General features: G+C 68.8%; 14 protein-coding genes. 7 read left to right on the plus strand and 7 right to left on the minus strand.

Annotated elements, in window-relative coordinates:
* Positions 1–14: 14 nt before the first annotated feature.
* Both AACL56_RS00220 and purT read right to left on the minus strand, forming a co-directional pair.
* Positions 15–956, minus strand: a complete 942-nt coding sequence (locus AACL56_RS00220; protein WP_339087836.1) for an alpha/beta hydrolase — start codon at positions 954–956, stop codon at positions 15–17.
* A gap of 563 nt (positions 957–1,519) precedes the next feature.
* The gene (gene purT / locus AACL56_RS00225) at positions 1,520–2,731 is read right to left on the minus strand and encodes a formate-dependent phosphoribosylglycinamide formyltransferase (protein ID WP_339087837.1); all 1,212 of its coding nucleotides are present in this window, start codon (positions 2,729–2,731) and stop codon (positions 1,520–1,522) included.
* Positions 2,732–2,912: 181 nt separating this feature from the next.
* Here purT and AACL56_RS00230 point away from each other — a divergent pair, with 181 nt between their 5' ends.
* Genes AACL56_RS00230 through AACL56_RS00240 form a run of 3 tightly spaced genes read left to right on the plus strand, consistent with a single transcriptional unit; the run spans position 2,913 to position 5,954 of the window.
* Positions 2,913–3,761: a 3-hydroxybutyryl-CoA dehydrogenase gene (locus AACL56_RS00230; protein ID WP_339087838.1), complete on the plus strand. Its 849-nt coding sequence runs from the start codon at positions 2,913–2,915 to the stop codon at positions 3,759–3,761.
* A 32-nt stretch (positions 3,762–3,793) separates the two neighbouring features.
* Positions 3,794–4,609, plus strand: coding sequence for a crotonase/enoyl-CoA hydratase family protein (locus AACL56_RS00235; RefSeq protein ID WP_339087839.1), 816 nt, complete (start codon positions 3,794–3,796; stop codon positions 4,607–4,609).
* Between the two features lie 22 nt (positions 4,610–4,631).
* A complete protein-coding gene (locus AACL56_RS00240; RefSeq protein WP_339087840.1) occupies positions 4,632–5,954 on the plus strand; it encodes a serine hydrolase domain-containing protein in 1,323 nt (440 codons plus the stop codon).
* 126 nt (positions 5,955–6,080) lie between these two features.
* On the opposite strand, the gene AACL56_RS00245 is transcribed toward AACL56_RS00240, so the two are convergent.
* Positions 6,081–6,860: a type III pantothenate kinase gene (locus AACL56_RS00245; RefSeq protein ID WP_339087841.1), complete on the minus strand. Its 780-nt coding sequence runs from the start codon at positions 6,858–6,860 to the stop codon at positions 6,081–6,083.
* Positions 6,861–7,015: 155 nt separating this feature from the next.
* Here AACL56_RS00245 and lysM point away from each other — a divergent pair, with 155 nt between their 5' ends.
* Positions 7,016–7,489, plus strand: a complete 474-nt coding sequence (lysM, locus tag AACL56_RS00250; protein WP_339087842.1) for a peptidoglycan-binding protein LysM — start codon at positions 7,016–7,018, stop codon at positions 7,487–7,489.
* 134 nt (positions 7,490–7,623) lie between these two features.
* Here the strand turns inward: lysM and AACL56_RS00255 are convergent, their stop codons facing one another.
* On the minus strand, positions 7,624–8,028 hold the full coding sequence (locus tag AACL56_RS00255; protein ID WP_339087843.1) for a rhodanese-like domain-containing protein: 405 nt from the start codon (positions 8,026–8,028) through the stop codon (positions 7,624–7,626).
* A 174-nt stretch (positions 8,029–8,202) separates the two neighbouring features.
* Between AACL56_RS00255 and AACL56_RS00260 the strand changes: the two genes are divergently transcribed.
* The 3 genes from AACL56_RS00260 (at position 8,203) to AACL56_RS00270 (ending at position 12,000) form a co-directional block, all read left to right on the plus strand.
* Positions 8,203–9,318 (plus strand): TRAP transporter substrate-binding protein, encoded by a 1,116-nt coding sequence (locus tag AACL56_RS00260; protein ID WP_339087844.1) that lies wholly within the window; start codon positions 8,203–8,205, stop codon positions 9,316–9,318.
* A 103-nt stretch (positions 9,319–9,421) separates the two neighbouring features.
* The gene (locus AACL56_RS00265; RefSeq protein ID WP_339087845.1) at positions 9,422–10,051 is read left to right on the plus strand and encodes a TRAP transporter small permease subunit; all 630 of its coding nucleotides are present in this window, start codon (positions 9,422–9,424) and stop codon (positions 10,049–10,051) included.
* The gene (locus tag AACL56_RS00270; protein WP_339087846.1) at positions 10,048–12,000 is read left to right on the plus strand and encodes a TRAP transporter large permease; all 1,953 of its coding nucleotides are present in this window, start codon (positions 10,048–10,050) and stop codon (positions 11,998–12,000) included. Before AACL56_RS00265 ends, AACL56_RS00270 begins: the two co-directional genes overlap by 4 nt.
* Positions 12,001–12,062: 62 nt before the next feature.
* On the opposite strand, the gene AACL56_RS00275 is transcribed toward AACL56_RS00270, so the two are convergent.
* The 3 genes from AACL56_RS00275 to AACL56_RS00285 are packed head-to-tail and all read right to left on the minus strand — an operon-like array spanning position 12,063 to position 15,334.
* A complete protein-coding gene (locus tag AACL56_RS00275) occupies positions 12,063–13,058 on the minus strand; it encodes a Bug family tripartite tricarboxylate transporter substrate binding protein (RefSeq protein ID WP_339087847.1) in 996 nt (331 codons plus the stop codon).
* 54 nt (positions 13,059–13,112) lie between these two features.
* Complete coding sequence (locus AACL56_RS00280) at positions 13,113–14,105, minus strand: hydroxymethylglutaryl-CoA lyase (RefSeq protein WP_339087848.1); 993 nt, start codon at positions 14,103–14,105, stop codon at positions 13,113–13,115.
* Positions 14,102–15,334, minus strand: coding sequence for a CaiB/BaiF CoA transferase family protein (locus AACL56_RS00285; RefSeq protein ID WP_339087849.1), 1,233 nt, complete (start codon positions 15,332–15,334; stop codon positions 14,102–14,104). Before AACL56_RS00285 ends, AACL56_RS00280 begins: the two co-directional genes overlap by 4 nt.
* Positions 15,335–15,353: the final 19 nt, after the last annotated feature.

The following is a 15,353-nucleotide window of genomic DNA, read 5'->3' on the forward strand; positions in this document are numbered from 1 at the left end:
CGCGGGGACTTTCCCTAGGCCTGCGCGAACGCGCGGCGCAATTCACTGGCGCACAGCGCGACCGCGGTGCCGGCCTCGTCGAGCACCTTGCCCATGGTGATGAAGCCATGGATCTGCCGCTCGAAGCACACGTACGCCGCCCTGTTGCCGGCGGTGGTGAGCGCCTCGGCATAGGCCGCGCCTTCGTCGCGCAGCGGGTCGTAGCCGGCGGTGACGACCAGTGCGGGCGGCAGCCTCGACAGGTCGGTATGCAGCAGCGGCGAGGCGCGCCAGTCGAGATCGTGCGCAGCGTCGGTGATGTAGTGGTCGTGGAAGTAGGCCATCGTGTCGCGCGTCAGCAGGTAGCCCTGCCCGTTGGCCTGGTGCGACGGGTGGCCGCGGCGCATGTCGGTGGCGGGGTAGATCAGCAGCTGGTAGACGAGGGGCAGGTTGCCCGCATCGCGCGCGGCGATCGCCACCACGGCCGCGAGATTGCCGCCGGCGCTGTCGCCGCCCACGGCCATGCGGCTCGCGTCGAGCCCCAGCCCCGCGGATTCGCGGCGCACCCAGCGCGTGGCGGCGAGCACGTCGTCCACTGCGGCCGGGAAGCGGTGTTCCGGCCCCATGCGGTAGTCGACCGCCACCACCGCGCAGCCGGCGTCGTTGGCCAGCTCACGGCACAGCACGTCGTGCGTGTCGAGGTCACCGATGACCCAGCCGCCGCCGTGGTAGTACACCAGCACCGGCAGCGGGCCGGCGCCCGAACCCAGCGGCCGGTAGAGCCGCACCGGAACAGGACCCTGCGGGCCTTCGGCAGCCAGGTCGCGCACCTCCGCCACTTCGGCGGGCAGCGGTTGCGTGGTGGCACGGCGCTCGCGATAGAACGCGCGCGCGTCCGCAGGCGAGAGGGTATGGGTCGGCGGTATGCCGCGCGCCTCGATGAAGTCGAGCAAGGCACGCGCCTGGGGATGCAGCATGGAGTCTCCGGGAGGGGTCGAGCGAATGTCGCTCGATCTTCCCGCACCATGCCCGCGCCATGGAAGCGCGGCTTGCGGAAACTGGCTATGGCGGCCCCGACGGTGGCACGCCGGTGTGCCGGTGCGCCGCGAACACGTCCCCGCAATGCGCGAAGCCAGCCTGGTCAAGGCCAGGGACACCACGGAACCGGCTTCGCCGGGCCGTCGGTGTCGCCCCCGGCAGGGGGAGGGAGTAGCGACACGAAGTGCGCGAATCCCGGGGGCGAGCCATGGACACCACGGAACCGGCTTCGCCGGGCCGTCGGTGTCGCCCCCGGTAGGGGAAAGGCGTAGCGACACGAAGTGCGCGCATCCTGGGGGCGAGTCCAGAAACACCGAGGAACCGGCTTTGCCGGGCCTCCGGTGTTGCCCCCGGTAGGGGGAAGGAGCAGCGACACGAAGTGCGCGCATCCTGGGGGCGAGTCCAGAAACACCGAGGAACCGGCTTTGCCGGGCCTCTGGTGTTGCCCCCGGTAGGGGGAAGGAGTAGCGACACGAAGTGCGCGAATCCTGGGGGCGAGCCTTTATTTACGTGGCTTCACACGCGAGGCGGCTTCCTTGGCCAGCTTGCGCGCGGTGTCGGTGTCGGCCGCGTGCACCAGCGCCACGCCCATGCGGCGCTTGGTGAAGCTCTCGGGCTTGCCGAACAGGCGGATGTCGCTGCCCGGTACCTGCAGGGCCTCGGCGACGCCGTCGAAGGCGATGCCGGTGGCATCCACGCCGCCATAGATCACTGCGCTCGCGCCCGGGCTCTTGAGCGACGTATCGACCGGCAGGCCGAGGATGGCGCGCGCATGCAGCTCGAACTCGTTCTGCCACTGGGTGGCCATGGTGACCATGCCGGTGTCGTGCGGGCGCGGACTGACTTCGCTGAACCAGACCTCGTCGCCCTTCACGAACAGCTCCACGCCGAACAGGCCCTGGCCGCCGAGGTCGGCCGTGACGGCCTGCGCGATCTGCTGCGCCTTCTGCAGCGCGGCGGGTGCCATGGGGTGCGGCTGCCAGCTTTCGACGTAGTCGCCGCTCACCTGCACATGGCCGATGGGGTCGCAGAACTTCGTTTCCACGGCACCGGCTGCGTCTTTGGCGCGCACGGTCAGCAGCGTGATCTCGTAATCGAAATCGATGAAGCCCTCGACGATCACACGGCCATGACTCACACGGCCGCCGGCCATGGCGTATTCCCAGGCCTTCTGCACGTCGGCGGGGCCGTCGATCTTGCTCTGGCCCTTGCCGGAGCTGCTCATCACCGGCTTGACGATGCAGGGGTAGCCTATTCCTTTGCCGTCCACGCCGTCGATGGCCGCCTGCAGCTCGGCCAGCGAGTCGCAGAACTTGTAGGGGCTGGTGGGCACGCCCAGCGTCTCGGCCGCCAGGCGGCGGATGCCTTCGCGGTCCATCGTGAGGCGGGCAGCGCGGGCCGTGGGAATCACGCGCACCACGCCGGCGTCCTCGAGCTCCTGCAGCATCGGCGTGGCGATGGCCTCGATCTCGGGCACCACCAGGGCGGGCTTCTCGGCCTCGATCAGCGCCTTGAGCTGCGCCGGGTCGCTCATGGTGATGGTGCGCGCGTGGTGCGCCACCTGCTGACCGGGGGCATTCTCGTAGCGGTCGACCGCGATGGTCTCGACGCCGAGGCGCTGCAGGGCGATCAGCACCTCCTTGCCGAGTTCACCGGAGCCAAGCAGCATCACGCGGGTGGCGGAGGGGGAAAGGGGGGTGCCGAGGGTGGTCATGGTCTGGAATCGAAAAGAAAGACGGGGACGGAAAAAAGCAACCGCAGCACTGTAAGCCACCCGCGCGCCGGGTGTGTCACGCGCGGCAACGGCGCCGCCGCGGTGCTGATTCACAATCGACGGCTTGCCGCGGCGACCGCCGTGCGCGACCCCCTTTTCTGTTTTCCTCAAGGAGTTTTTCATGGCTATCCAGACTGTCGGCATCATCGGCGCCGGAACAATGGGCAACGGCATCGCGCAGGCCTGCGCGGTGGCCGGCGTGAAGGTGGTGATGGTCGACATCGCGCAAGCCGCCGTCGACAAGGGCCTGGCCACCGTGTCGGGCAGCCTCGACCGCCTGATCAAGAAAGAGAAGCTCACCGCCGAGCAGAAGACCGCCGCGCTGGCGCTCATCCAGGGCTCGACGAACTACGAAGACCTGAAGAGCGCGCAACTGGTGATCGAGGCCGCCACCGAGAACCACGCGCTCAAGCTCAAGATCCTCAAGCAGGTCGACGAGATGCTGGCGCCGGAAGTGATCGTCGCCTCGAACACTTCGTCGATCTCCATCACGCAGCTGGCCGCCGCCACCTCGCGCCCCGACCGCTTCATCGGCATGCACTTCTTCAACCCGGTGCCGATGATGGCGCTGGTGGAGATGATCCGCGGCTACCTCACGAGCGATGCCACCCACGACACGGTGAAGGAACTGGCCGAGCGCCTGGGCAAGTCGCCGATCACGGTGAAGAACGCACCGGGCTTCGTGGTCAACCGCATCCTGGTGCCGATGATCAACGAGGCCTTCTTCGTGCTGTCCGAAGGCATCGCCACGGCGGAAGACATCGACGCCGGCATGAAGCTGGGCTGCAACCAGCCCATCGGCCCGCTGGCGCTCGCCGACATGATCGGCCTGGACGTGTGCCTGGCGGTGATGGAGGTCTACCTCGAGCAGTTCGGCGACTCCAAGTACCGCCCCTGCCCGCTGCTGAAGGAGATGGTCGCCGCGGGCCAACTAGGCCGCAAGACCGGCCGCGGCGTGTATACGTACTGACCCGGCGTTAAAAAAACAAGGAGACAAGCGCCATGACCGCCACCCCCACCACCCCGCCCGCCGAAGGCTGCATCGACACCCAGGTGCTCGGCCACGTGCTGCTGATCGGCATCAACCGGCCGGCCAAGCGCAACGGCTGGACGCCGCCGATGTTCAAGCAGCTGGCCGAGGCCTACACCCGGCTGGACGACGATCCGGAACTGCGCGTGGGCGTGCTGCATGCCTTCGGCGACCATTTCACGGCAGGCCTCGACCTGCCGGCGGTGGCCGAGTACATGAAGCGCGGCGAGAAGGCGATTCCGCAAGGCCTGGTCGAGCCGCACGACTTCGGGCTCGAGGGCTACCGCCGCCGCACCAAGCCGATGGTGGTGGCCGTGAAGGGCATCTGCTTCACGGTGGGCATCGAGCTGATGCTGGGCGCCGACATCGTGGTGGCGGCCGACAACTGCCGCTTCTCGCAGATGGAAGTGCAGCGCGGCATCATGGCCACGGGCGGCGCTACGCTGCGCATGGCCGAGCGTGCGGGCCTGGGCAACGCGATGCTGCACCTGCTCACGGCCGACGAGTTCGGCAGCGACGAGGCCTACCGCCTGAACTTCGTGCAGAAGGTGGTGCCGGCGGGCGAGGAGCTCGACGCGGCACTGGCCATTGCGCAGCGCATCGCGGCCCAGGCGCCACTGGCGGTGGTGGCCACGCGGCTCAACGTGCTGAAAGCCATCGAGCACGGCCCGCTGGCCGCGGTGTCGGAATTCATCGAGACGCAGAAGCGCCTGTCCAACAGCGAGGACGCCGCCGAGGGCGTGCGCTCCTTCGTCGAACGCCGCCCGGCGCGCTTCAGCGGCCGTTGATCTCCTGCCCGTCCCGAACCCCATGCCGATCTTCATCCGCACGGCGCTCGCCGCCGCCTTCACCCTGCTTGCAGTGAACACCACCTCCGCCCAGACACCCGCGCCCGCCGCGCTGCCCGACCCCGCCGCCACCTCGGTCGACGCGCTGGGCTGGATGAAAGGCTTTCCGCCTCCGCCCGACAAGCTCATCACCTTCGACAACCCCGCGGGCGGCGTGTTTCCGCGCACGCGCTGGAGCTTCTCGCACGTGCGCGAGACCGTGCCCACGGCCAACGTGTGGCGCGGCAGCGGCGCAGCCAGCCCGCTGCCTTCGGCGCCGCGCAACGACATCGAGGCGGTCACCTTCAAACCCCTGGGCGGCGAGCAGACGCTGAACTTCGCCCAGATGATCTCGGGCACCTACACCGACGGCATCCTCGTGATGCACCGCGGCAAGGTGGTCTACGAGAAGTACTTCGGCGCGCTCACGCCCGAGCGCCCGCACATCGCCATGTCGGTCACCAAGTCCTTCGTGGGCACGCTGGCGGCCATCCTCGCGGACGAGGGCAAGCTCGACCCGGCCGCGCCCGTCGTCAGGTACATCCCCGAACTCAAGGACACGGCGTACGGCGACGCCACCGTGCGCCAGGTGATGGACATGACCGTGGGCGTGCACTATTCCGAGAACTACGCCGACCCGAAGGCGGAGATCTGGGACTACGCGCGCGCCGGCGGCATGCTCACGCAGGGCCCGAACTACGCCGGGCCCAAGTCGTTCTACGAGTTCCTCGTCACGCTGAAGAAGGAAGGCGAGCACGGCGACGCCTTCGCCTACAAGACGGTCAACGCCGAGGTGCTCGCCTGGATCCTTCGCCGCGCCAGCAACCAGTCGCTGGCCGATCTGCTGAGCGAGAAGATCTGGCGGCGCATCGGCGCCGAGCAGGACGCGTACTTCATGGTCGACCGCATCGGCACCGAGTCGGGTGGCGGCGGCCTGAACACGGTGCTGCGCGACCTGGCGCGCTTCGGCGAAACGATGCGCAATGGCGGACGTTCCGCCAACGGGCAGCAGGCGATTCCGAAGGCGGTGGTGGAGGACATCCAGCGCGGCGGCGATCCGGCCAGATTCGTGAAGGCCGGCTATCCGCTGCTCAAGGGCTGGAGCTACCGCGACATGTGGTGGGTGTCGCACAACCCGCACGGCGCCTACATGGCGCGCGGCATCCACGGCCAGAGCATCTACATCGACCCGAAGGCCGAGATGGTGATCGTGCGCTACGCGGCGCACCCTGTGGCCGCCAACGGCGCCAACGACCCGCTCACGCTGCCTGCGTTTCAGGCACTGGGCGAGGCGCTGATGCGCTGATGCCATCGGGCCGCGAACGGCCCATTGCAGGAACACCGACACCGGTTAACCGGCCTCGCCAGGACACCGGTGTTGCCCCTCGCAAGGAGGCAGGCGTTGCGACACCGAGTGCGCGAAGCCTCGGGGTCAGCCTCTTTCTCGTGCGATGACGAGCAGCCCGTCCATGATCAGGCTCTCGACCAGTTCGAAGTGCCCGTTCATCACGGGCGCCATCTTCCAGCCCGCACCGCCCGTCATGTAGCAGGCCGGCTCCATCCCGCAGTGCGAGCGCACGTGCTGCACCATGCGCTCGACCGCGCCGGCTATGGCATACGTGCCGCCGCTGGTCAGCGCGTCGCTGGTGTTGGTCGGAAATTCGCGCACCTCGCCGGTGGGCACGTGCAGCCCGGCCGTGCCCGACTCCAGCGCGCGCAGCATGATGCCGTGGCCCGGCAGGATCAGCCCGCCCAGGAACTTGCCGTCGGCGTCGATGGCCTCGACCGTCACGGCCGTGCCGATCAGCACCACCACCATCGGCAGCGGCCCCTTGCCGCCCTGCTCCGCCAGCATGCGGTGGCGCGCGCCGATCATCGCCACGAAGCGGTCGGCGCCCAGGCGCGTGGGATGGTCGTAGCCGTTGACGATGCCGGCCTCGCCCGCGCTCGGCATGACCCAGCGCGGGGTGCAGTCGAAGCGTTCGTTGATCTGCTCTTCGGCGCGACGCCGCACGGCGTCGCCGGCCACCACGCAGCCCAGCATGGACGCAGGTGCCGGCAGGTCGGCCCACGGGCCGTCGGCCAGCCGTTCGATGTGGTCGAGGAATTCGGCGCCCTGCGCCTGCAACGCGGCGCCGGGGCCGGCCGAGTCGTAGAGCGCCCACTTGAGGCGGGTGTTGCCGATGTCGATGGCGAGGAAGGGGGATGACATGCGCGCGATTATTGCGACTTTGTGAATATTCATGCTGGCGTGGCCGTCGCATACGGGGCATGGGCCTACGCAAGGGTGCCGTGTTCCGTCGCACCATGGCCTCTCGTTTTTTTCTCAATCACCGTCTTCACCGTCACCAACGCAAGGAGAGAGCCATGGGTCTGCTGAGTTTCATCAAGGAAGCGGGCGAGAAGCTGTTCGGCGGATCGTCGGCGCACGCCGCCACCACCGACGGCGACAGCGGCGCCAACGAGAAGGCCGCGGCCGCCATCAAGACCTATATCGAGACCCAGAACCTGGGCCTCACCCGACTGGCCGTGACCTATGCCGCCGCCACCGGCGTCGTCACCCTCGCCGGCCAGGCGCCGTCGCAGGAAGCCAGCGAGAAGGCCTCGCTGGCCGCCGGCAACGTGGCCAACGTGACCAGCGTCGAGAACAACCTCGTCGCCCCGGCAGCGCCGCCCGCGCAGTACCACGACGTGGTGAAGGGCGACACGCTCTCCGCCATCTCGAAGAAGTACTACGGCGACGCGAACAAGTACAACACGATCTTCGAGGCCAACAAGCCGATGCTGACCCATCCGGACAAGATCTATCCGGGGCAGAAGCTGCGGATTCCGGCGATCTAGGCACCCCCAGGCTTCGCGCACTTCGTGCCGCAACGCCTGCCCCTTTGCAGGGGTCCACGCCTGCGGCACGGCCAAGCCGGTTCGCGGCGGTTGCCGGAACAGGAAGATCCCACCTCACGGTGGGATTCTTCATTTCAGTTCTGCTTCCAGGGCAATCCGCGCTTGCGCCAGCCGCCGGTCTGGTTGCGATGCCCGCTCTCGTCCGGATTGCCCTCGAAGCCTTCGAGGATGTTGTACGCCTCGACGCCGAGCTCCGTCGCGCGCTTCGCCGCAGCCACCGAGCGCACGCCGCTGCGGCACAGCAGCACGACCTTCCTGCCGCCGGCCGCGGCGCGCACGCCGTCGTCGAACGCGGGGTTCAACGCCATGCCCGGCCATTGCTTCCAGGCCAGCGGCACGGCACCGGGCACGTAGCCGACCCACTCCCGCTCGGCGTCGGTGCGCACGTCGACCATCACGGCCTCGCCGCTGGCCAGCCATTGCGCGGCCTGCTCGGGCGTCACGTCGCCGGCATAGCCCTTGTCCTGGGGTTCAGTCATCTCATTGCTTCCTTGCAGTGCGGGTTTTCAATGACCGGAATTTTTCACCGCTTCGTGAAAACCCTGTTTGTCATGGGTTCCTGCGCGCCAAAGATGGCGGCTCGGCCTGTCAAACCATAACTCCAAGACGGCGGCCTGGGTTTTCCCAACTCAGTACCAATTGGAGAGAGACACATGACAGACAGCAAGATGCCCCGCCGCCGCGGGCTGCTCAAGGGCGCCGCCGTGGCTGCCGGCGCCATGTCCGTGCCGATGGTCAGCATGGCCCAGACCACCTCCCTGCGCTTCCAGAGCACCTGGCCCGCCAAGGACATCTTTCACGAGTACGCGCAGGACTACGCGAAGAAGGTCAACGACATGGCGGGCAACCGCCTGAAGATCGAGGTGCTGCCGGCCGGCTCGGTGGTGCCGGCGTTCCAGCTGCTCGACGCGGTGGCCAAGGGCACGCTCGACGGCGGCCACGGCGTGGTCGCGTACTGGTACGGCAAGAACTCCGCGCTCGCGCTGTGGGGGTCGGGCCCAGGCTACGGCATGGACGCCAACATGATCCTGGCCTGGCACACCTACGGCGGCGGCAAGGCGCTGATGGACGAGATCTACAAGAGCCTGAACCTCGACGTGGCCTCCTACCTCTACGGCCCTATGCCCACCCAGCCGCTGGGCTGGTTCAAGAAGCCGGTGGCCAAGGCCGAGGACATGAAGGGCCTGAAGTTCCGCACCGTGGGCCTGGCGGTGGACGTGTTCACCGACATGGGTGCGGCCGTGAACCCGTTGCCCGGCGGCGAGATCGTGCCCGCGCTCGACCGCGGGCTGATCGACGCGGCCGAGTTCAACAACGCCTCGAGCGACCGCGTGCTGGGCTTTCCCGACGTGGCCAAGAACTGCATGCTGCAGAGCTTCCACCAGTGCGGCGAGCAGTTCGAAGTGCTGTGGAACGGCCCCAAGCTGCGCGCGCTGCCGGGTGAGCTCAAGTCGATCATCGAGTACGCCACGCAGGCCGCCAGCGCCGACATGAGCTGGAAGGCCATCGACCGCAACTCCAAGGACTACGAAGAGCTGAAGAAGGGCGGCATCAAGTTCTACAAGACGCCCGACGCGGTGCTGCGCGCCCAGCTCGCCTCGTGGGACAAGACCATCGCGAAGAAGTCCGCCGAGAACCCGATGTTCAAGAAGGTGCTCGACTCGCAGCGCGCCTTCGCCGAACGCGCGGGCCAGTGGCAGAACGACTACTCGGTCGATTTCAAGATGGCCTACAACCACTACTTCGGACGACAGGCGAAGAAGAGCTGACGCGCCACCTTCGACGCGAGGGCACCCCGGCGGGTGCCCTCTTTTCTTGCCTGCACGCAAGCCGCGACAGCCCCGCAAGGCTCGCGGCAAGGAGTTCGTTCCGATGCAATCCTTTCTCCTGGCGGTCGACCGGTTCTCCACATGGATCGGCAAGACCTTCGCCTGGTGCGCCCTGCTGCTCACGCTGCTGATCAGCTGGGAAGTGTTCTCGCGCTATGTGCTCAACAAGCCGCACGCCTGGGTGCTCGACGCGCAGATCATGCTGTACGGCGCCATGTTCATGACTGCCGGGGCCTACACGCTCTCGAAGAACGGCCACGTGCGCGGCGACGTGCTCTACGGCTTCTTCCAGCCGCGCACGCAGGCGCTGGTCGACTTGGTGCTGTACATCGTCTTCTTCCTGCCGGGCATCGTCGCGCTGACCTGGGCCGGCTTGATCTACGCGAGCGAGGCGCTCGCGATCCGCGAGCAGACCTTCTCGGCCGAACCGCTGCCGCTGTACCCGTTCAAGTTCATCATCCCGCTCGCGGGCTTCACGCTGCTGCTGCAGGGCCTCGTCGAGATCATCCGCTGCGTGCAGTGCATCCGCGACGGCGCCTGGCCCTCGCGCGAGCAGGACGTCGAGGAGGTCGACGTCGAGAAGCTCAAGGAGATGGTGCACGTGAAGGACGCCGACATCGCCGCGCTCGACCGCGTGGTGGTCGCGAACGAGGCACGGGAGGGCGCGCGATGAAGATCCGCCGCGAACTCTGGTTCGGCCTCACCTTCATGGCGCTGGTCGTGATCGCCGGCGCCACCATGCTGCTGCGCGCCGAGACCATTACCAACGGCCACCTGGGCCTGCTGATGCTGTCGCTGGTGGTGGTGGCGATCATGCTGGGCTTTCCCACCGCCTTCACGCTGATGGGCATGGGCATGCTCTTCACCTTCCTGGCCTACGAGCGCGACTGGCACCGCACGCTGGACCTGATGGTGCAGTCGGCCTACAAGACCATGGCCAACGACGTGCTGATCGCCGTGCCGCTGTTCGTCTTCATGGGCTACCTGGTCGAGCGCGCCAACCTGATCGAATCGCTGTTCAGGAGCCTGCACCTCGCGCTCGCGCGGCTGCCGGGCGCGCTCGCGGTCGCCACGCTCGTGACCTGCACCATCTTCGCGACCGCCACCGGCATCGTCGGCGCGGTGGTCACGCTGATGGGCCTCTTGGCGCTGCCCGCGATGCTGCGCGGTGGCTACAGCGTTCCGCTGGCCGCGGGCGCGATCACGGCGGGCGGCTGCCTCGGCATCCTGATCCCGCCGTCGGTGCTGCTGATCGTCTACGGCGCCACCGCCGGCGTGTCGGTGGTGCAGCTCTACGCGGGCGCCTTCTTCCCGGGCCTGATGCTGGCCGGCCTCTACGTGCTCTACGTGATCCTGATCGCCAAGCTCAAGCCGCAGTGGGCGCCGCCGCTGTCGGCCGCCGAGCGCGTGGTGCCGCTGCCGCCGCTGACGCAGCGGATCGCCGCCAGCCCGTCGGCGCATGCGCTGCTGGGCCTGCTCAAGGGCCGGCGCAATGCCGAGGTGCCGCTCTCGCACGTGCTCAGGCAGCTCGGCATCGTGGCGCTGCCCGCCGTCATCTACGCGCTGCTGGCGCTGGGCAGCTACCAGGCCGTGACCACCGTCGAGGCCGAGGCGCGCTACGACATCGAGGAGATCGGTGCCTCCCGAAGCAGCAGCGGCGCCAGCTCGAGTGGATTGCAGGAACCGCCGGCCGAAGGCGGCCTGCAGGAGCCGCCGAGCGAAGGCGGGCTGCAGGAACCGCCGGGCGAGGAGCCCGCGGCCGGCGCCGTTGCCGAACCGCCGGGCGCCGAAGCACCGCCGGCAGCGCCCGCGCCCGCGCCCGCCGCCACCGAGACCGCGCAGACCTCGCCGGCTGGCGCCACCACCAAGCCGCCGCCCACCTGGTGGGTCGCGACCTTCTCGGTGCTGGGCGCGCTCACGGCGCTGTTCTACCTGTTCCTGAGCTTCGCGCGGCTCGAGATCTTCAAGATGCTGCTGGCCTCCTTCTTCCCGCTGGTGCTGCTGATCCTCTCGGTGCTGGGCTCGATCGTGCTGGGCCTGGCCACGCCCACCGAGGCCGCGGCCATGGGCGCGCTCGGCGGCATGCTGCTGGCGGCGGCCTACCGGCGACTCAACCTCTCGGTGCTCAAGGAGTCGGTGTTCCTCACCGCCAAGACCTCGGCGATGGTGTGCTGGCTGTTCGTGGGCTCGGCCATCTTCTCGGCCGCCTTCGCGCTGCTCGGCGGCCAGGCGCTGGTCGAGGAATGGGTGCTGGGCATGAACCTCACGAAGGTGCAGTTCCTGCTGCTGAGCCAGGTGATCATCTTCCTGCTCGGCTGGCCGCTCGAGTGGACCGAGATCATCGTGATCTTCATGCCGATCTTCATTCCGCTGCTCGACAACTTCGGCGTCGATCCGCTGTTCTTCGGCCTGCTGGTGGCGCTGAACCTGCAGACCGCCTTCCTGTCGCCGCCGGTGGCCATGGCGGCCTTCTACCTCAAGGGCGTAAGCCCGCCGCATGTCACGCTGAACCAGATCTTCCTCGGCATGCTGCCCTTCATGGGCATCCAGATCTTCGCGATCTTCCTGCTCTACATGTGGCCGCAGATCGGCCTGTGGCTGCCGCAGCTGCTCTACAAGTAGCGGCGGCGGCAGCGCATGGCGGCGGGTGACCACCGCCCCGCCATGCGCATCGCTCAGGTGGGTTAATCGCCCTCGATCTTCGCGGCCTCGACCACCTTGCCCCAGCGCAGGTACTCGGCCTTGCTGTAGTCGGCGAGCTTCTGCGGGCTCATGTAGTCGGCGGTGGCGCCGAGCTCGGCGGCCTTCTGCTGGAAGGCCGGCGTAGCCACCACCTTGGCGATCTCCGCGCTGAGCTTCTCGATCACCGGCTGCGGCGTCTTCGCAGGCGCGAACACGGCGAACCACGAGGTCGCGTCGAGGTTCGGAAGGCCGACCTCCGTGGCGGTCGGCACACTGGGCAGCGAGGCCACGCGCGACTTGCCGGTCACGGCCACCGCGCGCAGCTTGCCCGACTGGATGAACTGCATGAACGGCGGCGGCGTGCCGAAGGTCATGTCGACCTGCGCACCCAGCAGGTCCTGCAGCGCGGGGCCGGTGCCCTTGTACGGGATGTGCGTGAGCTGGATGCCGGCCTGCTGCTCAAGCATGGCACCGGTCACGTGCTGCAGCGAGCCGGGGCCCGACGAGGCATAGGTGAGCTTGCCCGGGTTGGCCTTGGCATAGGCGATCAGCTCGGCCATGTTCTTCACCGGGATGCCCTCGCGCACCACCACCACCTGCGGCGCGCTCAGCACGTTGGCCACGGCGCGGAAGTCTTCCGGCACCCATTGCGGCTTCTGCTTCGTGACGTGGGGCGAGATCACGTGGTAGCCCGAGTACTGCATCAGCAGCGTATGGCCGTCGGCCTCGGCGCGCTTGACGGCCACCGCGGCGATCACGCCGCTGGCGCCGCCGCGGTTGTCGACGATCACCGGCTGGCCCAGCGCCTTGCCCAGCGGGTCGGCCAGCATGCGTCCGGCGATGTCGGTCGTGCCGCCGGCGGCAGTGGGGACCATGAGCGTGACGGGCTTCGACGGATAGGTCTGCGCGAGCGCGGTGCCGGTGCCGGCCAGCAGCGCGGCGGCGGCCAGCGCGCCGATGCGGCGGCGCGTGAAGAGAGGGTGGCTCGAGGTGTTCATTGAAATGTCTCCGTTGGTTCTTGGGATCGATACGCGAATGGGGATGCGGAAATGTCAGCGGGTGCGGGCCTGCTCGCGTGCGAGCGCACGCTCGTGCGTGGCTGCGAAGTCGTCCGGCGGCGCATGCAGGTCGAGCCGGCGCCCGGCCTTCACGACCTGGCTCGGGATGTCGTGCCCGATGAGCGCCGGCAGCCGGCGCGCGGCATCGATCACGCGTGCCAGGTCCACGCCGGTGTCGTAGCCCATGAGATCGAGCGCGTGCACGATCTCCTCGCTGCACACGTTGCCGGTGGCGCCCGGCGCGTAGGGGCAGCCGCCGATGCCGCCGATCGATGCGTCGAAGCGGCGCGCGCCGGCGTCGATGCCCGCGAGCACGTTCGCCAGCCCCATGCCGCGCGTGTTGTGGAAGTGCAGCGTGAGCCCCGTGCCGGGCCAGCGCTGCAGGAAGGCGCGCGTGAGTGCATGCACCTGCCCCGGCCAGGCCATGCCGGTGGTGTCGCACAGCGTGACGCCGGCGGCACCGAGCTCGTCCACGAAGCGCGCGCACCAGCCGAGCACCTCGGCGTCGGCCACGTCGCCCTCGATGGGGCAGCCGAAGCTGCAAGACAGCGACACGTTGACCGCCACGCCCGCCTGCCGCGCCAGAGCCGCCACCTCCGACAGCGCGCGGAACGACTGCTCGCGCAGCATGCGCAGGTTGGCGAGGTTGTGGCTCTCGCTGGCCGACATGACGAGGTTCATCTCGTCCGCGCGCGCATCAATGGCGCGCTCGGCGCCGCGCACGTTGGGCACCAGCGCGGTGTAGACCACGCCGGGCACGCGCTCGATCTCGCGCAGCACCACCTCGGCGTCGCGCAGCGCGGGAATCGCCTGCGGCGACACGAAGGCCGTCACCTCGATCTTCGACATGCCCGCGCGCGAGAGTTCGTTGCACAGCGCGATCTTCTCGGCGGTCGGCACGAAGGCCGCTTCCACCTGCAGGCCGTCGCGCAGGCCGACCTCGCACATCCGCACGCCTTGCGCGTTGCCGTTCCAGACCATGTTCATGCCACCACCTTCCTTTCGCGCAAGGCGGCAATGCCTGCGGCCGTGAATCCGAGTTCGCCGAGCACCGCGTCGGTGTCGTCGCCGAGCCCCGGTGCCGACGAGCGCACCGTGCCCGGCGTGCCCATGAGCTTGGGCACCACGCCGGGCACCTCGATCTCGTGGCCGTCGCGCGTGTGCTGCCGCAGCAGCATGTCGCGCGCGCGGTAGTGCGGGTCTTCGGCGATGTCCTTCGCGGTGTAGACCTTGCCCGCGGGCACGCGCGCCTCGCCGAGCGTCCCGAGCACCGTCGCCACCGGCTGCGGCAGCGTCCATGCCTCGATCGCCTGGTCGAGTTCGGCCACGCGCGCCACGCGGCCCGCGTTGTTCGCCAGCGCCGGGTCGGCGCCGAGGTCGTCGCGCCCGATGGTCTGCATCAGGCGGCGGAAGATGCTGTCGCCGTTGCCCGCCACCAGCACGTAGCCGTCGGCGCAGCGGTAGGCGTTCGACGGCGCGATGCCCGGCAGCGCGCTGCCCGCGGCCTCGCGCACCGCGCCGAAGGCGCTGTATTCGGGCACCAGGCTCTCCATCACGTTGAACACCGCCTCGTTGAGCGCCACGTCGATGACCTGGCCCCTGCCGCCGTTGACCTTGCGGTGATAGAGCGCGGTGAGCACGCCGATGGTGCCGTGCAGCGCGGCCAGCGTGTCGCCGATGGAGATGCCGCAGCGCACCGGCACGCGGTCCGGCTCGCCGGTGAGATGGCGCAGCCCGCCCATGGCCTCGCCGATGGCGCCGAAGCCCGGAAGGTCGCGGTACGGGCCGGTCTGGCCGTAGCCGGAGATGCGCAGCATCACGAGGCCCGGGTTGCGCTCGCTCAGCGCCTCGTAGCCCATGCCCCACCCCTCGAGCGTGCCGGGGCGGAAGTTCTCGATCAGCACGTCGGCCTCGGCGATGAGCCGGCGGGCGATGTCCTGGCCCTCCTCGCTGCGCAGGTCGAGCGCCACCGAGCGCTTGTTGCGCGACTGCACCTGCCACCACACCGAGGTGCCATCCTGCAGCAGTCGCCAGTTGCGCAGCGGATCGCCGGCGCCGGGCGGCTCGATCTTGACCACGTCGGCGCCGAATTCGCCGAGCGTCTTGCCGGCGAAGGGACCGGCGATGAGCTGGCCCATCTCGATGACGCGCAGGCCTTGCAGGGCGCCGGGGCTCAAGGAAAGGTCGGGAACGTCGGGATCGCGGGAAAGATTCATGGGCCCGATTCTGTTCAGC

This window comes from Variovorax paradoxus (genome assembly GCF_902712855.1).
Taxonomy (GTDB): Bacteria; Pseudomonadota; Gammaproteobacteria; order Burkholderiales; family Burkholderiaceae_C; genus Variovorax; species Variovorax paradoxus_Q.